General features: G+C 49.7%; 20 protein-coding genes. 9 read left to right on the top strand and 11 right to left on the bottom strand.

Annotated features, from left to right (window positions below; genetic code table 11):
* The first annotated feature begins 248 nt into the window (after positions 1-248).
* From EL628_RS15505 to EL628_RS15490, 4 genes are all read left to right on the top strand, one after another.
* On the top strand, positions 249-1,001 hold the full coding sequence (locus EL628_RS15505) for a Bax inhibitor-1/YccA family protein (protein ID WP_161975531.1): 753 nt from the start codon (positions 249-251) through the stop codon (positions 999-1,001).
* A gap of 142 nt (positions 1,002-1,143) precedes the next feature.
* Positions 1,144-1,497, top strand: coding sequence for a thioredoxin (gene trxA / locus EL628_RS15500; protein WP_126580831.1), 354 nt, complete (start codon positions 1,144-1,146; stop codon positions 1,495-1,497).
* A 163-nt stretch (positions 1,498-1,660) separates the two neighbouring features.
* Positions 1,661-2,404 carry a GntR family transcriptional regulator gene (locus EL628_RS15495; protein WP_126580830.1) on the top strand — a complete coding sequence of 248 codons (744 nt, stop codon included), beginning with the start codon at positions 1,661-1,663 and terminating at the stop codon, positions 2,402-2,404.
* A 235-nt stretch (positions 2,405-2,639) separates the two neighbouring features.
* Positions 2,640-4,079 (top strand): tetratricopeptide repeat protein, encoded by a 1,440-nt coding sequence (locus EL628_RS15490; RefSeq protein WP_161975530.1) that lies wholly within the window; start codon positions 2,640-2,642, stop codon positions 4,077-4,079.
* A 226-nt stretch (positions 4,080-4,305) separates the two neighbouring features.
* On the opposite strand, the gene hepT is transcribed toward EL628_RS15490, so the two are convergent.
* The 3 genes from hepT to moaD form a co-directional block, all read right to left on the bottom strand.
* A complete protein-coding gene (hepT, locus tag EL628_RS15485; protein ID WP_161975529.1) occupies positions 4,306-5,142 on the bottom strand; it encodes a type VII toxin-antitoxin system HepT family RNase toxin in 837 nt (278 codons plus the stop codon).
* 246 nt (positions 5,143-5,388) lie between these two features.
* Positions 5,389-5,802, bottom strand: coding sequence for a molybdenum cofactor biosynthesis protein MoaE (locus tag EL628_RS15480; protein ID WP_126580827.1), 414 nt, complete (start codon positions 5,800-5,802; stop codon positions 5,389-5,391).
* On the bottom strand, positions 5,802-6,050 hold the full coding sequence (moaD, locus tag EL628_RS15475) for a molybdopterin converting factor subunit 1 (RefSeq protein WP_126580826.1): 249 nt from the start codon (positions 6,048-6,050) through the stop codon (positions 5,802-5,804). Before moaD ends, EL628_RS15480 begins: the two co-directional genes overlap by 1 nt.
* A gap of 207 nt (positions 6,051-6,257) precedes the next feature.
* Between moaD and EL628_RS15470 the strand changes: the two genes are divergently transcribed.
* Positions 6,258-7,691, top strand: a complete 1,434-nt coding sequence (locus EL628_RS15470) for a phytoene desaturase family protein (RefSeq protein WP_126580825.1) — start codon at positions 6,258-6,260, stop codon at positions 7,689-7,691.
* Positions 7,692-7,817: 126 nt separating this feature from the next.
* Entirely contained in the window at positions 7,818-8,546 is a 729-nt protein-coding gene (locus EL628_RS15465; protein ID WP_126580824.1) for an IMP cyclohydrolase, read from the top strand.
* A 143-nt stretch (positions 8,547-8,689) separates the two neighbouring features.
* Here the strand turns inward: EL628_RS15465 and EL628_RS15460 are convergent, their stop codons facing one another.
* The 8 genes from EL628_RS15460 to EL628_RS15425 form a co-directional block, all read right to left on the bottom strand.
* Positions 8,690-9,160: a hypothetical protein gene (locus EL628_RS15460; protein WP_126580823.1), complete on the bottom strand. Its 471-nt coding sequence runs from the start codon at positions 9,158-9,160 to the stop codon at positions 8,690-8,692.
* Positions 9,161-9,197: 37 nt separating this feature from the next.
* Positions 9,198-9,782 (bottom strand): TetR/AcrR family transcriptional regulator, encoded by a 585-nt coding sequence (locus tag EL628_RS15455; RefSeq protein WP_161975528.1) that lies wholly within the window; start codon positions 9,780-9,782, stop codon positions 9,198-9,200.
* A gap of 88 nt (positions 9,783-9,870) precedes the next feature.
* A complete protein-coding gene (locus EL628_RS15450) occupies positions 9,871-10,341 on the bottom strand; it encodes a peroxiredoxin (protein WP_126580821.1) in 471 nt (156 codons plus the stop codon).
* 162 nt (positions 10,342-10,503) lie between these two features.
* Positions 10,504-12,015, bottom strand: a complete 1,512-nt coding sequence (locus EL628_RS15445) for a leucyl aminopeptidase (RefSeq protein WP_126580820.1) — start codon at positions 12,013-12,015, stop codon at positions 10,504-10,506.
* Between the two features lie 225 nt (positions 12,016-12,240).
* Entirely contained in the window at positions 12,241-12,621 is a 381-nt protein-coding gene (locus tag EL628_RS15440; RefSeq protein WP_126580819.1) for a response regulator, read from the bottom strand.
* A gap of 163 nt (positions 12,622-12,784) precedes the next feature.
* Entirely contained in the window at positions 12,785-15,328 is a 2,544-nt protein-coding gene (locus tag EL628_RS15435) for a sensor histidine kinase (protein ID WP_161975527.1), read from the bottom strand.
* A gap of 534 nt (positions 15,329-15,862) precedes the next feature.
* Positions 15,863-16,393 (bottom strand): anti-sigma factor family protein, encoded by a 531-nt coding sequence (locus EL628_RS15430; RefSeq protein ID WP_126580817.1) that lies wholly within the window; start codon positions 16,391-16,393, stop codon positions 15,863-15,865.
* Entirely contained in the window at positions 16,350-16,925 is a 576-nt protein-coding gene (locus EL628_RS15425) for an RNA polymerase sigma factor (RefSeq protein WP_126580816.1), read from the bottom strand. Before EL628_RS15425 ends, EL628_RS15430 begins: the two co-directional genes overlap by 44 nt.
* Before the next feature lie 444 nt (positions 16,926-17,369).
* On the opposite strand from EL628_RS15425, the gene mtnA reads away from it, so the two are divergent.
* The 3 genes from mtnA to EL628_RS15410 all read left to right on the top strand — a co-directional run bounded on the left by mtnA (position 17,370) and on the right by EL628_RS15410 (position 20,259).
* Positions 17,370-18,509, top strand: coding sequence for an S-methyl-5-thioribose-1-phosphate isomerase (mtnA, locus tag EL628_RS15420; protein ID WP_126580815.1), 1,140 nt, complete (start codon positions 17,370-17,372; stop codon positions 18,507-18,509).
* Positions 18,502-19,137 (top strand): HD domain-containing protein, encoded by a 636-nt coding sequence (locus EL628_RS15415; protein ID WP_126580814.1) that lies wholly within the window; start codon positions 18,502-18,504, stop codon positions 19,135-19,137. Before mtnA ends, EL628_RS15415 begins: the two co-directional genes overlap by 8 nt.
* Before the next feature lie 177 nt (positions 19,138-19,314).
* The gene (locus EL628_RS15410; protein WP_126580813.1) at positions 19,315-20,259 is read left to right on the top strand and encodes a PfkB family carbohydrate kinase; all 945 of its coding nucleotides are present in this window, start codon (positions 19,315-19,317) and stop codon (positions 20,257-20,259) included.
* Positions 20,260-20,437: the final 178 nt, after the last annotated feature.

The following is a 20,437-nucleotide window of genomic DNA, read 5'->3' as shown; positions in this document are numbered from 1 at the left end:
ATCTGCCTCGAGACCTGTGGGGGGATGGTCCGGTGGAGATCCCACAGTAGAGACATAGAAATGCCAGCTGATCCATTCCTACGCTCGGGCTAACAGGGGATCGCGCTTGCAACTAGCGCTTTGCTTTCTGCGTAGTAAGGGATGAGAGTGCTTTGTCGTTGTGTTGCAGAGAGCACCTATGGGCGACTTGCGCTTTTCGATCTATGTGGCGACTCGTGCTTTTGCAATCTTTTCACCGTGAGGTTTTTATGTATAATCCAAGAGATCCCTATGGCCGGGGTAATAACCCTTCCAGGAACAGAAACCAGGGATTTGGTTCAAGTTATCAGTATCAGACATTGCCTTATGGCTATGTTGGTACCCAGACCAGCGGCCTGGTAAGTAAGGTCATGGGTCTCCTTGCTTTCAGCTTTATCTTTGCCACGTTGGGGGCCTTTGTTGGTGTTCAGATCTCACTTGGCCCTGGTACCTTTTTGGTTGTGGCAATTGCGGGCTTTATTGTGCTGTTTGCCCTTCAAGCTCTGATCCAGAAGCCTGGGATCAATCTGTTTCTCCTGTACCTGTTTACTTTTTTGGAAGGCCTCTCACTCGGTCCTCTGATCGATTATTACCTCAGGACTCCAGGGCTGTCTCACCTCCTTGGCCAGGCCTTTGCCATCACCGCTGTAACCTCCCTGGCGCTCGCACTCTATGCCTGGACCACGAAGCGCGATTTTAGTCGGTTTGGCGATTACCTGTTTCTGGGAGTCATCCTTTTGATTGTGGCAGGCTTGCTCAACATCCTGTTTCAGAGCAGCTTTTTTGCATTGATTATCTGTATTGTTGGGATTGGTATCTTCTCTGCCTACGTGCTTTTCTATGTTCAACGGGCCAAGTATATGGCTGATACGTTGCCAAATGCCATTGGCCTGACCGTCTCACTGTTCATGACGGTCCTCAACTTGTTTCTCTATATCCTTCAGTTCTTGTCTATCATGCAGAATAATGAACGCCGACGCTAATAATTGTTCCTCTTTCTCCTGAGCTGTTGACGGAATAATTTTTGCAAGCATGGTGTTTTCATTGGCAGGTAAGACTGATAAAGGTATATAATCCTTGAAGGTTGATAGATTGTTGTTTTGATATGGAAAGTGAGAACCATTTATGAGCACGCATGCACATCTAACCTATGTGAGCGATGCAGATTTTCAGACGCAAGTCTTGAAGTCGGCTCAACCAGTTATCGTCGATTTCTGGGCGACCTGGTGTGGACCCTGTCGCGCTATCGCTCCTGTCTATGAGCGTCTGAGCGAAGAGTATCAGGGGAAGTTGCAGTTTGCTAAGATGGATATCGATGAGCATCCCAATACTGCTGGACAGCTTGGTGTTCAGGCTATTCCTACTTTGATCATCTTTCATGCAGGCAAAGAAATTGGTCGGTTAGTTGGGCCACGCCCGACGAGCCTGAAAAGCGAAATTGATCGTGTCCTCGCCCAAAATGGGCTAACTGTAGCCTAAGTCCCCCTAAATGACCTGGTATATTTCGAATTTACCAGGTCATTTTTCATATTCATACAAATTTATTCATTTACCCCCTCGACTCTCATCGCTTTTTGTGATATATTCTTCCCATATTGTTATCTATCAAAAATCTGTTGTATGGACATAAGGGGAACCATATATGCCAACACTAGAGCGCTCAAATCCGCTTCCGCTGTACTATCAGCTGAAAGAAGTTCTTAAGCAGCAGATCCGTGCGGGGCATCTGGCTCCGCATACTGCTATTCCATCTGAACCTGAGTTGGTGGCTCAATATCATGTGAGCCGCGCAACGGTCCGCCAGGCCCTGACGGAGCTGGTTCATGAAGGGCTTCTGTATCGTCAACATGGTCGCGGAACATTTGTATGTGAGCCACGGGTACAGCACCAGACTATTAGTGAATTAACAAGTTTTTCTGAAGAGTTACGTCGTCGAGGGAAGCGTCCGGGTGGTATGTTATTTGTTAGTGAATTAGTTCGTGGTTCTCAGACGGTTCGTGAGCAATTGCGCCTGACCGATGAGGAACAGGTTGTGCGCCTTGAACGGTTGCGTACCGCCGATGAGAGCCCGATCGCTTATGAAATTAACTATTTACCCTACCCTCGTGCGATGAGCGTCTATCAACGCGCTAAGGAGGCCGCCGAGGGCTCTCTGTATAATCTGATGGCTTCTGAAGGCCTCCAACCCTATATTGCTGAGCAGGCCTTTAAGGCCGGTCTGGCTTCTGGCCGCGAGTCTGAGCTGTTGCGCGTGCCTGAAGGAAGCGTTGGGGTCCGTATGACCAGCACCGCTTTTGATGAGACCGGAGCCCCCATTGAATATACGGAGTCTTTTTTCCCTGAGAACTTGTATGAGTTTCGCCTGACCTTACGTATTACAAAATAGTTGTTATGGCACGTTAACTGACGTTTGATCTTTGGGCCTGAGGGAATGTCTGCATCTCGTTCGGACATTCCCTTTCATCGCTCATCGCGTCCTTTCTCTGGTAGAAGGGTGCTCAGCCGCCCGCTGTTCGGCTAGGAACTGAGCGGTGTTACGTGCTATACTACGCAGGGACTTTCGGCGCTTTCGTATGCTAAAGAGAAATGACTCTTTGCTTAGAGGAGAATTGGTGACGTATATGAGTGACATGCAAGGTGAATCAAATACTCCAAATGTGAACAGTCAACCTGTTCAGTTTGTAAGACGTGAACAACTGCGTGGGGACGAGCAGTCTCTCACGGATCGTGGCAACTCTGCTGCCCAACAGGGGGATTACGAGACAGCTGCTGAGGCCTTTGCTCAGGCGGTTGAAGTGAGCCCGCTGAATGCTCGCGCTCGGTATAATCTGGCCCTGGCTCAACAATATCTCGGAGATGCTGAGACGGCTATCGCTGGCTATCGCCGGGCTATCGATCTGGATCCGCAACTGCTTGATGCATATATCAATCTTGGGAATCTTTACGGTGAACTGGGAATGCATGAGGAGTCTTTGGAGACGTTTCAGGAGGCGCAGGATCTCGATCCTGAGAATGATGAGCTCTATCTGAGCGTGGCCGATGCCTATCGTTCTCAGAATCTGTTTACCGATGCGATCCAGGCCTATCGCCAGACGCTGATGCTCAATCCTGAGAATGCTTCGGCTGCGGACAATTTGCGCGATGTTCGCGAGCGTGTGAATGATCAGTGGCGCCGCGTTATGGATCAAGAGCACAAGATTGATGACAATCCTTCTGATCCTGCTCGTTACGCTGAACTGGCCAGCCTTTATCTCGATATGCGCCGCTATGATGATGCTCTCTCCACTGCAAACAATATGCTGACCCTCGATCCCGATGGCCGCACTGGTTATGATATGCTGGCTGCGATCTATGAACAGATGGGGGAGCGCGATCAGGCTGCGGGGATCTATGAGCGGATCGTTACGATCGATCCTGAGGATGCCGAGGCCTGGGAGCATCTTGGAACCTGGCGTAGTCTGCAAAATAAAGCTCCCGAGGCTATTACTGCTTATCAACGCGCGTTGCAGCTGGATCCTCAGCGGGTAACAACACGTTTTAGTCTCGCTGAAACCTATCTCGAAGCCGAACGCTATAGCGATGCTCTTCCTGTGTATCAAGCTCTGGTCGATGATGCTGAGCGCGGTGATCTCCAGACGGATGATCTGGCCGCAGCGTATGCTGGCCTGGCTGAGACTCTCAATGCTCTCGGTCACTATGATGAGGCTATTCAGGCTTCAACCAGCCTGCTTGAACGCTCTGAGGATGATCCAGAGGGCTATTATCAGCTGGCTACAGCCTATGATGCTCTTCATCGTTATGATGAGGCTATCGACAACTATCAGAATGCGATCGAAAGCGATCCGCTGAATGCTGATTACTACAACGATTATGCCGATACGTTGCGAGAGGTCAAACGGTATGATGAGGCGTTGGATACAGTCCAACAGGCGATCTCTATGGACCCTTCGTTGATTTTAGGGTATGAGACTCTTGCTCAGATCTACGAAGAGATGGGACGTTCTGAAGAGGCTGCCAGTGCTATGAGTCAGGCCAATGAGCTACGCTCAGTCTCGGAGTAGCCGTTTTTTGATCAGCTTTGTGGTGGAGGGGGCTCAGATCCTTTTGAGCAAAGAAAGCTGAGGGGGCTCTTGATACAGAAGCAGTAGAGGAAAGGAGACAAGCTACTTTTCCTATGCTGCTTCTCGTGCTATCGAGGCATATTTTTTTGATGTGACAAGGATGCATGGATTGGGTTCTGTGCTCTCAATGGTGTCGTTTCTCTGAAAATGTGCAGGAGACTGATCGCTAGCCCTGCTTTTTTTCTATGATGGCGACAAACTCTGTTAGATCGACCAGATGCTGTTGAAGGTGCTCATAGATAAGCTCATGATTGTTACTTGTCGATTGAGTAAGCAGGTCGTTGCGCAAGTTTGTAAGATTCTCTAAACGATAGGCAAGGGATTGTGGGAGTATCTGTTGGCCTGCCAGGATACTGAGGAGCTCATGATGCGCTTCTGGTCGGCGGAGATTCAAGGCAGCGATTAAGGTGCTACAGATTCTCAGACAATTTTCAATGGCTATTTGTAAGTAGCGCTCGGCCAATCCGTACAGTTGGTAGTCGGAGAGAAAGGTTTCACGTGGTTTCTGTTTTAATTCACGGAGAATCTCTAAGGCTGCATTCATCTGTTGAAGCGCCGGTTTCAGTAACTCTTTATCAATGGGAAGCAGCTGCGCATATAAACGACGACTAAGGGCCTGGTGTTGGATCTCGTCAAACTTTTTGAAGTCCAGATAATCCATCACTGCCTTTGTCTCAAATGAGACACGCTGTTTTTCATTGCGACTGAAGAGTATCTGCCCATATTTGATGACTTGAAGCTTGAGGAGCAACGAGGCCTGATTCAAGATCACGACATCAATCATATCTGATTCAAGCCGTTTTGCTAGCTCACTGAGAAAGTAGAGTTGATAATCCAAAAATTGTTCGGCTTTGATCTGGTCCATCATGAGAATTGCGACGTCAATATCGCTGAGATGACCAAAGCTGGTACGATTCGATAGGGAGCCAGCAAGATAGGCAGCGTTCACGGGGCTTTGCGTGAAGAGTTGATTCAGAAGGGTCTGTTTTTCGAATAAGTTCATCAACGGCCTCCGAGAAAAAATCTGTGTCCATTCGGGAGCGTTGGCACCTGAGTGCGTTTGAGTCTGTCCTCTCATTATACCATAAAAATAAGCCGATCAGGCAGATCTATACCATAAAAATAAGCCAATCAGGCAGATGTCTCTCCCTCTTTTTGTGTATGCTCTCTCATTCTTCCGCATATGATTTCGTTTCGATGAGATGAGGGAGCACACCACTGGTGGGTAAGCTCTGAGAGGAAAGATTGGTTAGCCCTCTACCCATTCCTCTCCATTGGTGGCGACCTCTTTTTTCCAGATGGGGACGGTTGCTTTAAGGGTATCAATGATGTAGCGGCAGGCTTCAAAAGCTTCTGCGCGATGGGGGGTGCCAACGACGATAATCACGCTGGCCTCTCCGATCTCCAGGCGACCGGTGCGATGGGCGACGGCAACTCGTTCGACGCCCCATTTTTCTCCTGCTGTGATGACGATAGCACGAATCTGTTCTTCGGCCATCTCTTTATAGACATCATATTCAAGGTATCGTACCTGTTTGCCGCGAGCATTATCGCGCACGACCCCCTCAAAAATGACGATTCCTCCCAGGCTTGAGTGGGCGACGGCTGCGACGAGCTGTTCCCGTTGCAGCGGCTGTTCTGTCAGTTGAATTACGATCTCCATCAGCAACCTCCTCCTGTTGGAGGGATAAAGACAATCTCGTCACCATCCTGTATGAGTGTTTCAGGGGTAACATAGCGTCGATTAACTGCGCAGACTGAGCGTGTCATGATAGATTGTAGTTGGGGATGCAGGATGAGCAAGTGTGCTCGTATGTCGGCAACGGTGCTTGCCATAGGGACCTCCAGGGTCTCCTCTCCCTGTCCCACAGCCTCTCGGAATGAAGCAAAATAGCGAATTCGTATTTTCATGCCTCCGAGTATAGCATATCCAGCGTCTTTCTGCCGTGTTCCGTTTCATGCCTCCGAGTATAGCATATCCAGCATCTTTCTGCCGTGTTCCGTTTCATGCCTCCGAGTATAGCATATCCAGCATCTTTCTGCCGCTGAGTGCGCCGTTTCAGGAGGTTGTTATCCTCAACTCAGGTGGTACGAACGTTTCTAAGAGAGGAGGAAGCTATGAATAAACAACAACGCTATGATGCGATTATTATTGGATCTGGTCCTAATGGTCTGTCGGCAGCGATTGTACTGGCTCTGGCGGGCCGTTCGGTACTGGTGGTGGAGGCTCGGGCGACGATCGGTGGTGGGTCTCGTTCACAGGAGCTTACCTTGCCTGGTTTTGTCCATGATGTCTGTTCGGCAGTCCATCCCTTGGGTCTTGCATCGCCTTTTTTTCAAACATTGCCTTTAGAACGATATGGGCTGGAGTGGATACAGCCTGAGGTTCCATTGGCCCATCCTTTGGATGATGGAAGTGCGGTTCTGCTTGAGCGGTCGATCGTGGCTACTGCGGCCCATCTTGGGGTTGATGGAGAGCGCTATGAGCGGTTGATGCGCCCTTTTATTGAGCACTGGGAGCTTATCGTTGCAGCCTTTCTGGCTCCTTTGCAACTGACGCCCTTTTTGCATCCATGGGCTCTGGCTCCCGCTGGTCTGGCCGCTCTGCAATCGGCTCGCGGATTGGCCGAGAGGAGCTTCAAAGGTGAGCGGGCAAGAGCCCTTTTTGCCGGGATAAGTGCGCATTCGATGTTACCTTTGGAGCAGTTAACGAGCGCTGCGGTCGGTCTGGTACTGGCAACGGCGGGCCATGTCTCTGGCTGGCCAGTGCCAAAGGGAGGTTCACAGAGGATTGTGAACGCTCTAGCGGCCTATCTCCAGGCTCTGGGTGGCGAGATCGTCACGGGGGAGGAGGTGACAACTGTTGAGCAACTGCCTCCTGCCCGCGTGATTCTTGGAGATATTACCCCGCGCCAACTGCTGAATATAGCGGGTCATCGTCTCTCTCCTGGTTATATCCGAGCTCTTAAGCGTTTTCGCTATGGCCCTGGCTCATTTAAAATCGATTATGCGCTCTCCGGGCCCGTCCCCTGGATGGCCAGAGACTGCTTGCGAGCAGGTACGGTTCACCTTGGCGGAACTCTCTCACAGATTGCCACTTCAGAGCGTTTGATGCGTGGTGGCGAGCCAGCCCCTCAACCGTACGTGCTGGTTGCCCAACAGAGCCTGATAGACCCTTCGCGAGCACCAGAAGGCAAGCAGACGCTCTGGGCCTACTGTCATGTGCCTCATGGCTCAACGTTTGATATGACTACGCGTATTGAAGATCAGATCGAACGGTTTGCACCTGGTTTTCGCGATCAGATCCTGGCTCGTTCCGTGATCTCGCCCGCAGACCTGGAGCGCTATAATCCCAACTATATTGGCGGAGATATCAATGGTGGTAGTCTGGACCTCTGGCAGCTTTTTACGCGTCCAACCCTGCGCCCTATTCCCTATAGCACATCTGCGCCCGATATATATCTCTGTTCATCGTCTACGCCGCCAGGAGGGGGTGTGCATGGCCTCTGTGGGTACTATGCAGCCAGAGCCGTTCTCAATGCTGGTTTATAAAGCCCTTGAAGCGTTTTAGCAGAGAGGTGATCCCTATTTGCGAACGGTGAGTGGTTAGCGTATACTCCGAATGGTCCGATGGCGTGAGGCTTTCGGCTATTTACTTTCAAAGGGGTTGACTTGACTATGGATGCAGCAACAATTGCTCTAAATAATTTCGAGATACACCTGCAAAAAAATCCTTATCCTGGACGTGGCCTGGTCGTAGGGCGCTCTGCTGTTGAAGATGCCTGGTTGATTGTTTATTGGATTATGGGGCGGAGTGCTTCGAGCCGCAATCGCCAGTTTGTGATTGAAGGATCGACGCTGCGCACTGAGCCGATTGATTCAAGTAAGATGGAGGATCCCAGTCTGTTGATCTATGAGGCGATGCTGGAGCTCCCCAATGTCTATCTGGTGAGCAATGGCGATCAGACGCGCACGATTGCAGATCTTCTCCAGGCCGGGAGCTCGTTTGATTCTGCGCTGGCTACGCGGGAGCGCGAGCCTGATGCTCCTAACTATACGCCTCGGATCAGTGCGATGTTGGAACTCCAGCCTTCACCAGCCATCACGCTGAGCATCTTAAAGGCGAATCCTTTTAATCCTGATCTGACCGATCGTTTTGCCTATCGTCCAGCTACGCCAGCTCCTGGCTTCGGTGTTGGCCTGACTACCTATCAAGGCGACGGCAATCCTCTGCCGAGTTTTCACGGAGACCCTTTACTTCTGCCTTTACAAGGAAGTCAGGAGTATGTATTAGAAGCCTACTGGCATGCCTTAAATGTCGAGAATCTGGTCTCGCTTGCCGTAAAGCAGATCTCGAATGTGGATGGTTCAAGCCATATTATGGTTCGTAATCGCTATTCGGCATAATATTAGAGTTCGTACTCACTCTTCGGCATCAGCCAATTGAGCCTATAACACGGCGTGGATAAGCTGGATAGCTACAGTACAGGGCAAGATGACCTCCAACATGAGTCATCTTGCCCTTTGTTTGTGCTACGAAGTTTGTGTTGTTAGCTGGCAGCTGGTAGCTGTTCTGTGGATATCTTTTTCTCTGCTTCAATCTTCTCGATACGACGTGCCATAGAGCGGTTAGCAGCTCTCCATGAACGAATGAATATCCAGGCTGCAATTAGTGCGACCCCTGCCAGTGAGATCCACATGATAATGAGCGCGACAGTCGGGTGTGCACTACTGGTGAATATGTTACCAATGCCTGCCAGATAACTCTGACTGGTTGCCTCGATTGCGAAGACCTGTGGGAGATAGTAGAGTGTGGCTCCTATAATCAAAAATGCGGTCGCAATCCGAAAGGCGGTGACATCGTCATCAACTCTCCGTGAAAGCTTGACTGCCAGTGCCAGCAAGAGACAGAGCGCAGATATGGAGCCAGTGATTGGCAGAGCCTGAGCAACCAGGATATTGGGCAGGAAGAAAACCCAACTAAGCGGCGAAGAGATCAATGCATGGGTATGGTCTTGCACCTCCGCCAGAAATCTAGGCCTGCCCAGGCCCTTGATACTAGGGAATGAGGCCGCTTACAAGAACTTCCAGTATGCTCTTCAGGTGGAGAGAGGCTTCATGTGGTTGGCGGGGAGTGCCCAGGAAACTATAGTTAAAGGCCAGTTGGAAGCATGGTCCTAGCAAGAGGTGACTGATCGTTAGGGGATCAAGTTGCGGCGTGATGCGTCCAAGTTGTTGTTCTTGCTGAATATATTCCGCCACCCTTGCTGGTAGACGCTGTGGCCCTATTTGATGGGTATCCATCCAGGTGCGATGCCGGGTAAGGAGTTCTGTATCTGCAAAGAAGCTGGCGGCTAGAGGCGTCAGTTGTGTGTAATAGAGAAAGGCAGCTTCGGCGATAGCCAGAAGATTTTCCTGTACCGTCCGCTGGCCAGGCTGGTGATCGTGGAGGGCAAGCACAAATTCTGGCAGATTTTCTTGTAGCACTTGCAAGAAAAGATCTTCTTTATGTTCAAAATGTTTATAAAGCGTCCCTTCTGCGCAGCCAGCCTCACGGGCAATCTCTTTTGTCGTCACACGTGCAATACCGAGCTGCTGAATCACCCGTTCTGTAGCTTCCAGAATCTGTTGGCGTGTCCCCATCCCATAGACTTCCTTTCTGTGTGGATGTGGCATGATGACTGATGATTCCATGCCACTCCAACATTATACGCTGATAATTCTCGCGCATCTAGAGCGTTTTTAAGGTAGTAAGGGCTTCGGTAATATGTTTTTCTGGTGTGAACTGTGAAGAAAAGATGTGTCGTACAATCCCTTCTTTATCAATAATATAAGTGACGCGTCCAGGCAAGAGTCCGAAGGTACTCGGGACACGATAACTTTTGCGAACTGCTCCATCTGCATCACTCAGGAGTACAAAGGGGAGGCGATGTTTCTTTCCAAAGTTTTCATGGGCGTCGACCGAGTCAGAGCTAATGCCCAGCACTTCAGCTCCAGCCTCTTTAAACACTTCATAGCTATCGCGGAAAGCACAGGCTTCCTTTGTGCAGCCAGGGGTATCATCTTTGGGATAGAAATAAAGCACGACCGCTTTCTGCCCGCGAAAATCTGCCAGGCTTACCTCTGTCCCATTCTGACTGGGAAGAGTGAACTCTGGCGCTTGATCGCCAACCTGAAGCTTTCCTGTTGAACTGGTTGTCATCCTAAGGCTCCTTCTGCTTTTATATATCGTCTTTTTTTGAGTGAGTGCTCACTCACATTTTTATTGTAAAGAGAAATTGAGCGTTTTGTCAAGGGAAATGGCACGTAGAAAGAGGCATTTCTTTCTACGTGCCATTTCTGGGATCACGGGCTTTGGAGAGAATTATTTGTTATTGGCGCGTTTGATGGCTAGTTCGGCCAGTGTGCGGACACCGACACCCACACCGCCTTTTTCTTGATAAGGCTTTTTGCTATCAACATAGCTTGTGCCAGCGATATCTAGATGTGCCCACTGGGCAGTACCAACAAAGTTTTCCAGAATTTTGGCAGCCGTGACTGCGCTGGCCTGGCGGCCACCAGTCTGTTTGATATCGGCGATATCGCTACGGATCATCTCGCTATAGTCATCATCAAGGGGCATTGGCCAGTATTTCTCGCCAGCAAGCTGACCGGCGGCAATAATCTCTTGTGTCAAAGACTCATCGTTGCTGAAGAGCCCGGTCATCAGTGAGCCGAGAGCAACAACGATACCACCAGTCAGAGTTGCCAGATCAATAATCGTAGAGTGCCCCTCTTTGACCGCATACGATAGAGCATCGGCCAGGACCAGACGCCCTTCTGCATCGGTATTGACGATCTCAATGGTTTTTCCATTCATAATGCGCAGGATATCACCAGGTAGATAGGAGGTGCTGCTGGGGCGATTCTCACAAGTAGAGATAAAAGCAGTGACATTGATGGCGGGTTTGATCTGGCCGATCGCCTGCATTGCACCGATAACGGCGGCGGCTCCTCCCATATCGCCCTTCATTTCATCCATGCGGTCCGCTGGTTTTAGAGAGATGCCACCAGTGTCGAACGTAATCCCTTTACCCACCAGTGCGAGCCCTTTGTCGCCCTCTGCCCCACCGCGATAGCGTAGAATAATAAAGCGTGGTGGCTCAGCACTGCCCTGAGAGACGCCGAGCAGTCCGCCCATACCCAGGGCTTTGATCTTCTCACGATCAAAGATCTCACACTCAATCCCCACCTCTTTGGCCATACTGCTTGCTCGATTAGCGAGCTCTGTCGGAGTGAGCACATTTGGGGGCTCATTGATCAACGTGCGCGCAAAGTTGGTGGCTTCTGCCAGTGCCTGCCCTTTTCGTACGCTCTGCTCGGTCTCGGCTTTCTGGGCCTCAGTGCTCAGCACCTGTATCTGTGTGATACTGCTGGTCTGTTCGTTGCTTTGATAGATTCTAAACGTATAGATGCCAAGCAAAGCACCTTCAACCTGAGCCTGTATGCCTGTCTGAGTCTCAACCTTCTCTTGCGCTAAGCCAAGTACTATCTGTTTCGCACCAGTGTTTTGGAGATGACGAACTGCAATGGAGCTGGCGCGCCGTATTGTCTGGCTGGTCACCTTCTCCTGTGAGCCGAGTCCCACGACAATAACGCGAGTGGCACCTATCTGACCTTTTGTGTGAAGCGTAAGTAGCTCACCCGGATTGGCTTTGAACTCTCCCGCGCGATAGCGATCTTGAATGAGTCCGTTAAGGGTCTGATCTAACTCGGTAGCCGTTGGTGAGAGAGTCAGTTCTTTTTTTGTCTCTCCACCGCTTTTGTATGCAGCTGCAATGACGAGCGCATCGCTGCTTAAGGTGCGTATTGCCTGTGTGATGACTTGAACGTCCATCGAATGTGCCTCCCAATGAAGTTGAATATGGTAGGACTGGCGAATGCTTCTCTGTGTTGTACTTGCCAATGCCAGCAGTCAAAGAACACATAAAACGGACCGATCAGCCCACTGATCGGTTTTGTGCTTCTTGAGATCCTGCCTTTTTTAGTATGGCACATCTGGTCAAGGTTTGGGGTGATTTCGCCCTATAAAATGGACAAACAGAGAGAGCAACACGAACATTCATTTATGGGCACAGAGCCGTTCAACGACATCAAGCAACTGCCGTGGTTTAAAAGGTTTGGTAAGATACTCCGTACAACCAATCTTTCTGGCAGCTTCTCCTTCATCGCTGAGGGCAAATGCCGTCACTGCGACAATTGGAACCTCAGCCATACCGGGTCGAGCGCGGATAAGCTGAGTTGTCCGATAGCCATCCAGAACTGGCATGGAGAGATCGGTCAGAATCAGATCGACCTGTTCATGATCAAGGATATCAAGTGCTTCCTGTCCATTCGAGGCTGAAATACAGCGATAACCTCGGGTGGATAAGACGCGTTCAATAAGAATACGATTAGAGACCTCATTTTCAACCACGAGAATACTGACTTGTTGATTGCTCATAGCTCTTGTCTCCGTTTTCTCTGCTCAATAGAATGAGTATTCATCTAGATAGTATGGGGGAATGTGGGGAAGAATACAACTCTGACCTTCCAGTCTCCCAGATGCTTTCAGTGCTAGACCAGCGGTAAGCAGGCTCTCTTAAACGTATGCTACTGGCCTGTAGTTATGATTGGACAGTCGGTATGGTAAAGGAGAAGGTTGAGCCCTCACCTGGCACACTTTCCACCGCGATCTCACCACCTTGAAGTTCAATGAGTCTTTTGGCGATCGTTAACCCCAGACCAGTTCCTCCAAAGCGTCTGGTTGTGCTGCCATCGGCCTGTCGAAATGCCTCAAAAATATAGCTCAAGGCTGCTGGAGAGATTCCGATCCCTGTATCTTGTACTGAGATACGCAGCATCGCTGGTTTTTGTAGTGGTATACAACGGATCGTTACTCCTCCTTTTTCGGTAAATTTCAGGGCATTGGAGATCAGATTAATGGCTACTTGTCGCAAGCGATAGCTATCTGCAAGCGCCAGAGGTAAGGGTTCCGTGATCTCTAAATGAAGAGCGAGCTCTTTATTATTTGCCAGCGGTTTCAACTGATTCACAATGTCTCGCAAGTAGTGTGGCAACTCAAGGGGTTCTGGTTTGACTTCAATCCGATCGGCCTCAATTTTTGAGAGATCAAGCATATCATCGACGAGATGTGAGAGGTCCTCGGCCCGCCGGACCATAAACTGAATATGTTCTTCCTGTTCTGTCGTTAGTTTACCATCGACAAAGCCATCCACAAGGAGCGCTCCATAACTAATAATGCTATGAAGGGGTGATCGCAATTCATGCGTAACATTGGCAAGAAACTGCGATTTGAGTTGATTTGCCCGTTCAAGAGCGGCATTTTTCTCCTTTACTTCGGCAAAGAGCAAGGCATTTTCGATGGCCATCGAAGTCTGGAGCGCCGCTGTACTGAGGAGAAAGGTATCCTCCTTGCTGATCTGATGTGGTTGATCCAGATAGAGAATAAATGCTCCAATAGCCTGATCCTGGAACAAAAGAGGGACTGAAATTGCAGACCGATACCCCTCTTCGAGGGCGAGGGAGGCCCAATGTTCTTTGCGTACCTGATAGATCATCGCAATATCTTCACCATAGACAATCTTCTTCCGTTGAATTGCCATGCGTCCTAACAGTCGGTCGAGGTCGCGCAAGGCATGTGGAGGAATTCGCAGCCCTCCTCCTGTTGGAAAGTGTGGTATCCGTTCCATCTCTGGCGAGCGACCTGCCTCATTAAATGTATGCTTGTTCGTTCGTTTTTCCGCACCTTGTATACGTCCATTGGGGATCGCAGCCAGTTTGCTGGTTACGACCATAGTAATATCCCCATCAGGATCAATATGGACCGTTACTACACCATTCTGATCGGTCTGTGTCAGAAGCGAAGGGAGAGCAGGGCTATCTGACCACTGCGCAACCGCCCAGGGAAGGGGCATCTCTCGACCATAAAGCAGCAGTGAGACATGTTTCACCTTCATGATATTGCCCATTCGCGCGACAAATTCACCCAACAGCTGCTCTAGATTGAGCGTTGACATGAGTGCATCGCTCATAATGAGAAGATGACTCATCTGCTCTGTCTGAGCAATATTTTCGTGGTGGATAGACTGGGCTAAGAGCTGAATAGCTGATTGGAGTGTTGAGAGCTCATCGCGCTTTGGTGGGAATGGTGTCTCCTCCGTGATATGTTCTACAACCAGGGCCTGAGCCTGGCTTTGAAGCTGCTGTAGCGGTCGAATCACGAGTATGCGAATAATCAGGAGCGAAAGCATGACGCCGAGCGCAAAGACAAAGAGCCCGATTCCCAGCATCAGGAGAGGAAACGTCGTGCTATGGGTAGCTAACGTATAGAGTGGCTCAATAACAGTCAGCGTCATCGTTGGTGAGTTGGGCATCTGTTGTTGACAATGTGTCCTGGCTGAGAGCAGCAACGATGGTTGAGGATGCTGAACAGTGCGAGGCGTTGAAGCAGTGCAGAGGGTTGATGAATCTTCTAGCCTCATCGCGCTATCCGAACTTGTCAGCAGCGTTGTATTCTGGCAGAGCAAGATATGGAAGCCGCGCGGCATTGGTTGCAGCAATGTCTGTACAAAATTTGTATCGATGGGTTGCGTTGCCAGCAGGACCCCTTGTATCGTCTGATCCTGATCTTGAAGAGGAATCGTGAGCACCATCTCCCAATTTTTTGCGGGTTGAGCTGGGAGCATAGGCTCTGGTATTGGCTGGATGGCTGTCACCGTCTGACCCTGTAAGGCCTGAGCAATGAGCTGTGCGGTAAGATCCGATTGTGCATGAGCTGCCCCAATGGAGATCCGCTGATTATTTTTTGTGAGAACTTCTAGATGAGAGAAATGCTGATGAAGCATAGGTGCCAGCAATGCCTGCTGCATCTGAAGGCTGCCCTCCATGCTAAGAGGTTGCGAGAGGGAACTGGCCAGAGCCTGTTCATGGGCCGTCTGCTCCAATTGATGGATGAGAAACGTTGTCTCAACCTGATACTCACTCTGCAAGAGCTTCAGATGGACCTGTGCATCATTGCGTGCCTGATTTTCGGAGGTCAAGAGAAATAGACTCCAGACGAGAACGATAAAAAGGAGCAGGCAGAGTAAGAGTGTGAGTGAGACAATTGTCGTCAATTTTCCACCGAGGGAACGGACAGTGAAACGCATGTGATCCTTTCTACCGTAACCAAAAAGGAAGGAGAGAACGGGGTGCCAGCTCGTCCTCCCCTTACCGCGCGTCGGCATAGTAGAAGCGCAACGCGAAGCTTTAAGAGGTGCGCGTGCAGACCCCATGGGGAAAAGGTTGCACGAATGTCTAGATACACGTTACAAGCCGCTCGTCGAGGTGGATCTGCTTGCCCACGTCTATCCCGCTATCCATCCCAAGCCTATGTATTATAACGTATTAGCGATCAAATTGTTATCGTTTTTGGCATTAAAATTTTAATAAGCCAGCAAATGTATTTACTGACATTTCTTGACACAGTTCTCTGCCGGAAAAATTGCTCGTTCAGTCCTTGAGACATGCCCCATACCTTTCAAGGACTGGTATGTGATCTATTATACTATCATACTGATAAAGTATAAAAATAGTATCAATTTCCTGTGTGACATTATGAAGATTTGCGAAAAAATCAACATGATGACTCAGGAAGTGCTCCTTCTTTCATTAAAAAAGATTCTGGGAAAAGTGTCCAGCGTTTAGGACTTTGGGTTGTGCGGGTAGCTTTTACGGTGTTGAAGCTGCCTCAGACTGAGGAAGCTAGCGAGAAGCACAGTAAGGAAGAGGAAGAGAGCGAGCCATAGAGGTAGCTTCACCGTCTTTTGTCCATAAGTGGGGAGATAGAAGAAGGGAGCTGTTGGTGTCTGATAGGTTGGGTTCACAGGAGCCTGGAGAGGGAAGAGGAGAAGTTTGGGATGAGGAGAGGCGACCTGAAGTCCTCCGGACCTTTCAGAAGGTAGACGTAAATAAGTGAGATCCTGGTCGCCGCTCTGTGCATTTCCTGTGTAAGAAGAAAAGTTAGCATGTAGAAAAATATTCTGTCGAACCGCCAGATCTGGTGTAATACGAGGCAACTGGCTGAGGAGAGCGTTATAGCGGCGAAAGTCAGCGAGAATCTCGGTGCAAGCCTGACAGTGTTGAAGATGATGAGCGACTTGCTGACACTCGTCGGCGGCGAGCATATGATCAAGGTACGCGCTTAGCAGATCCTTGACTTGCCCGCATCTCATGGTGCGCCTCCCCTTGTTCCAGGGCTCGATACTGTTCCCTAAACGACTGCCGCGCGCGCGAAAGATACATTTTAACGCCACTCTCTGCAATATTGAGCGTCTGAGCAATTTCGCTGTATGAGAACCCTTCCTGGGTATACAGGAGGAGAGCCGCTCTATATTGTTGGGGCATGAGACGCAAAGCCGCGCGCACGAGCTCCGTAGTCCCATAAATCTCCTGTGGATCTGCGCCTTCAATGTCTGCTGGCTCGTGATCAAGATCTTGCCAGGGTAACCAGGCAATCAACTTGCGACGTCGTAATGCATCATAGGCAGTATTGGTCGCAATACGATAGAGCCACGCGGACAATTTCAGGTTAGCATCCATTTTTGGGAGCGCTCGAAACGCCTTTAAAAACGTATCCTGTGTTAAATCGTCTGCTTGCTCACGATCACCTACCAGATGATAGACATAATTATAGATAGGTGTTTTATATTCGTCGTAGATCTGCTCAAACGACCAAGCTTGTTCCTTGGTTTCCACCCGGACCATGCGCTACTATCCCTTCGATAGCTACTGTTTCTCTTTTGTCCGTTCCATGCAAAAGACAGTATCTACCTCCGGTGATCTGCCGCTATCAAGGCGACGATTGCAAGTACTCGTCGGGCGGACCGGAAATACATTTTCCTTCTGTCTAGTGGAACGGACAACCAACGCTATCAGTAACATGCTAAAGTAGTCATCACCTTCAATTGGGACACCCCAGCCTTCAAGCGTGGGGAGGAAACAATAATACCTTGCAGTTGGGTGATGTATCGTCTATCATGTTAGCATACTTTGGTGGAATTCCCGCTATTCTTTCCCTCTTCCTTAGTACTATTTGGTGGATAATGTCATGCTTGCGTTACCACCTCGTTACATAAAATCGGGGGACTATGTCCAAATTTGTCTTCATGCTTTACTCCAACGAGGAGAGGTCTGGGAGGTTCGTTTTTCATGGATGATCAATTGCAGCCACCAGTACGAACAGTCTGGTGGAATGAAGATCCATCTGCTACTCCTTCTTTCTCGCTTGGTCTGTTGGACCAGACGTTATTGCCGCAGCAGGTTGTTGAGCTTTCTTTGACACATGAGCTAGCAGTTGCCGAGGCGATTACCAGTCTGCGCGTTCGTGGTGCGCCTGCCATTGGTGTGACTGCGGCTTTCGGTCTGGCTCTCGCTCTCCGAAGGATTGTTTACGACTATGAGCAGCAAGGCCACGAGCTCTCTCTGGCTCTGGCGCAAGAGCAGTTGTTTCGTACTGCTCAACTGTTACGTCAGACGCGCCCTACCGCAGTGAATCTTGCCTGGGCACTCGAACGTATGCTACTGGCTGCACAGAGTGTGCTGGTTGAGACCAGTTCTGTGGCTGCGCTGGTGGAGCGGGTACAGATGGAGGCGCATACAATCGCTGCTGAGGATGCAGCAGCCTGCCTTCAGATGGGTCGGTATGGGGCAAGCCTGATTGTTGATGGGATGTCGCTTCTCACGCATTGCAATGCAGGCGCTTTAGCTACCTCTGGTCTCGGGTCGGCTCTGGCTCCAATTTATACTGCTCAACGGCAAGGGAAACAGCTTCATGTCTATGTGGATGAGACGCGTCCCGTCTTACAAGGGGCTCGATTGACCGCCTGGGAGCTTCAGCGCTCACAGGTCCCCTGTACGTTGATTACCGATAATATGGCGGGGACATTTATGCGTCAGGGGAAGATCCAGGCCATTTTTGTTGGGGCCGATCGCATTACAGCGAATGGAGATATTGCCAACAAAATTGGAACCTATAGCGTTGCCGTTCTCGCCCAGGCCCATGGCATTCCGCTCTATGTCGTTGCTCCCTGCTCTACCATTGATCTGGCGCTGGAGACCGGGGATGGGATTCCTATCGAGCAACGGGACCCGGGTGAGGTCAGCTCTTTAGGTGGTCAAATGATTGCTCCATTGGGCGTTGCAATCGCCAATCCTGCCTTTGACGTCACCCCCCATCATCTTATTTCAGCCATTATTACCGAAAAAGGTATTGCACGCTCGCCGTATGTGCAGACGCTCCAACAGATGTGTGCAATATCTAACGAGAAGGTATCATCTTTAGATGAATAAAGAAGTGTTACAAGCTGTTGCCCGTTATTCCGAAGAGATTATGGGGAGCGAGGGTTTTCAGTATGTCAGTGCTGTCGTGGCAAATTGTAAGATGCTTGCTCTTGAGTTAGAGGCAGAGGCTGACGAGGATCATCCAGTGACGCTCGATATGGATATTCTGGTTATTGCAGCCTATCTCCATGATATTTCGACGGTGACACACGGTTTTCAAGATCATCAGGTAAAATCAGCTGAGATGGCTGTTGAGTTTCTGAATGAGTTGGATCTTTCTGATGAGCAGATCAAGAAGGTCGAGCAGACGCTTTTGAGTCATACTGTTCCACTCTCTGAGTCTGAGCGAGGTGTGTTATCAGAGGGGCAGGTGCTCTATGATGCGGATAAATTAGGACGCCTGAGTGGACTGGCAGTCGTGACCTCGCTTGTAGAGTTTGGGGCGCGTTATCCTGATCGTGTGGTGAATGGTGAGGTGTTAGCTGCTATTCTTCGACACATTGAGGAACGCTTCATTGAGCTCTATCAGTCTCTGAATACTGGTCCTGCTCGTGAGATGGCGCGGGATAAATTTAATCGAACCGTGACATTTCTGGATGGGGTGATCGAGCATCTGAGCGATGCAACTCCTGTGTGAAGATCAACCTGAGCGGCGTCGGGTTCAGCATGGAGTAGACTGACTCGTCTCTCCGGCTTGTGGCTGTGTGTAGATAAAGGATGCAAGGGGCTTGCAGCTTAGTCTGTTATCAGTTGTCTGACATTGAGTTATTTTGAGTTATTCCGGGTTATTTTAAAGTATCTGGAGGAGGCATACATGTCGATTCTTGTTGTAGGTTCTGTGGCATTGGATACGGTGGAGACTCCGTTCCGACGCGAGGAAGGTGTTCTTGGGGGAGCTGCCTCGTATTTTGCTACGGCAGCTTCGTTATATAGTGGTGTAAATCTTGTGGCTATTGTCGGCAGTGATTTTCCGCAAGAGTATTTAGAATACTGGAAACAGCGTGGGATCGATCTCACTGGCTTGCAGATTGAAGAAGGAAAAACCTTCCATTGGAGTGGCCGGTATCATCTGGACATGAATACGCGAGATACGCTTGATACCCAATTGGGGGTTTTTGCTGATTTCCATCCTGTTGTTCCCGCACAATATTTGAACTCGCCCCTGGTTTTTCTGGCCAATATTCAGCCGACGCTGCAATTGGAGGTCCTCAATCAGGTCTCTTCACCACGCTTAACGGTGCTGGATACGATGGAATTGTGGATCAATACTGCGTATGATGAACTGACCGAAGTCATGAAACGCGTTGATGTCCTCCTGATCAGTGAGGAAGAGATTCGTCAATATACAAAACAACCGAGTGTGTTAGTCGCTGTTCGCCAGCTCTTCGAGATGGGCATTCGTTATGTGGTTGTAAAATTAGGAAGTTATGGTGCGCTGCTCTTTGGTACTGATGGTACTTATTTTAGCGCCCCTTCCTATCCATTGGAAGAAGTACAGGATCCCACAGGGGCAGGTGATTCTTTTGCGGGAGGTTTTCTGGGGTATCTCTCCACCGTTGAGCCACAGGCCGATCAACACTATAGCGTTGATGATCTCAAGAGAGCCGTTGTTCATGGCAATATTACGGGTTCTTTTGCCTGCGAAAAATTTGGTATCGAGGGACTGCGCTCATTGACGATCGAGCAGATTGCTGGTCGCTATCGGGAGTTGGTAACCTTCTCTCACTTTGATACCAACTGGTATCCTGGTCAGCGTTAATCGTACGCACGAAGCTGTTCGAGGCCCAGGAAGGAGACTGAGCAGGCATAATGTTCCTTGCTCGGTGGCTGAAAAGTAGGCGCAGCGCATAAAATGTTGTAGAATGCCATCAGATGTTATTGATGATTATCATTTTGTAGTGTGTCCGTTCTGTTTTCATAAGAAGGGAAGACGGAGA

The organism is Tengunoibacter tsumagoiensis, assembly GCF_003967535.1.
Lineage (GTDB): Bacteria > Chloroflexota > Ktedonobacteria > Ktedonobacterales > Ktedonobacteraceae > Tengunoibacter > Tengunoibacter tsumagoiensis.
Note: the sequence above shows the minus strand (reverse complement) of the source record. Positions and strands in the feature narration are given on the sequence as shown.

Bases quoted from the DNA above. Each gene is read 5' to 3' on its own strand.
- hepT (WP_161975529.1), bottom strand. From the start codon at position 5,142: ATGAACTTATTCGAAAAACAGACCCTTCTGAATCAACTCTTCACGCAA.
- trxA (WP_126580831.1), top strand. From the start codon at position 1,144: ATGAGCACGCATGCACATCTAACCTATGTGAGCGATGCAGATTTTCAG.
- EL628_RS15435 (WP_161975527.1), bottom strand. From the start codon at position 15,328: ATGCGTTTCACTGTCCGTTCCCTCGGTGGAAAATTGACGACAATTGTC.
- EL628_RS15465 (WP_126580824.1), top strand. From the start codon at position 7,818: ATGGATGCAGCAACAATTGCTCTAAATAATTTCGAGATACACCTGCAA.
- EL628_RS15495 (WP_126580830.1), top strand. From the start codon at position 1,661: ATGCCAACACTAGAGCGCTCAAATCCGCTTCCGCTGTACTATCAGCTG.
- EL628_RS15445 (WP_126580820.1), bottom strand. From the start codon at position 12,015: ATGGACGTTCAAGTCATCACACAGGCAATACGCACCTTAAGCAGCGAT.
- EL628_RS15505 (WP_161975531.1), top strand. From the start codon at position 249: ATGTATAATCCAAGAGATCCCTATGGCCGGGGTAATAACCCTTCCAGG.
- EL628_RS15425 (WP_126580816.1), bottom strand. From the start codon at position 16,925: ATGGTCCGGGTGGAAACCAAGGAACAAGCTTGGTCGTTTGAGCAGATC.
- moaD (WP_126580826.1), bottom strand. From the start codon at position 6,050: ATGAAAATACGAATTCGCTATTTTGCTTCATTCCGAGAGGCTGTGGGA.
- EL628_RS15470 (WP_126580825.1), top strand. From the start codon at position 6,258: ATGAATAAACAACAACGCTATGATGCGATTATTATTGGATCTGGTCCT.
- EL628_RS15490 (WP_161975530.1), top strand. From the start codon at position 2,640: ATGAGTGACATGCAAGGTGAATCAAATACTCCAAATGTGAACAGTCAA.
- EL628_RS15415 (WP_126580814.1), top strand. From the start codon at position 18,502: ATGAATAAAGAAGTGTTACAAGCTGTTGCCCGTTATTCCGAAGAGATT.
- EL628_RS15455 (WP_161975528.1), bottom strand. From the start codon at position 9,782: ATGGGGACACGCCAACAGATTCTGGAAGCTACAGAACGGGTGATTCAG.
- EL628_RS15410 (WP_126580813.1), top strand. From the start codon at position 19,315: ATGTCGATTCTTGTTGTAGGTTCTGTGGCATTGGATACGGTGGAGACT.
- EL628_RS15440 (WP_126580819.1), bottom strand. From the start codon at position 12,621: ATGAGCAATCAACAAGTCAGTATTCTCGTGGTTGAAAATGAGGTCTCT.
- mtnA (WP_126580815.1), top strand. From the start codon at position 17,370: ATGGATGATCAATTGCAGCCACCAGTACGAACAGTCTGGTGGAATGAA.
- EL628_RS15450 (WP_126580821.1), bottom strand. From the start codon at position 10,341: ATGACAACCAGTTCAACAGGAAAGCTTCAGGTTGGCGATCAAGCGCCA.
- EL628_RS15430 (WP_126580817.1), bottom strand. From the start codon at position 16,393: ATGAGATGCGGGCAAGTCAAGGATCTGCTAAGCGCGTACCTTGATCAT.
- EL628_RS15480 (WP_126580827.1), bottom strand. From the start codon at position 5,802: ATGGAGATCGTAATTCAACTGACAGAACAGCCGCTGCAACGGGAACAG.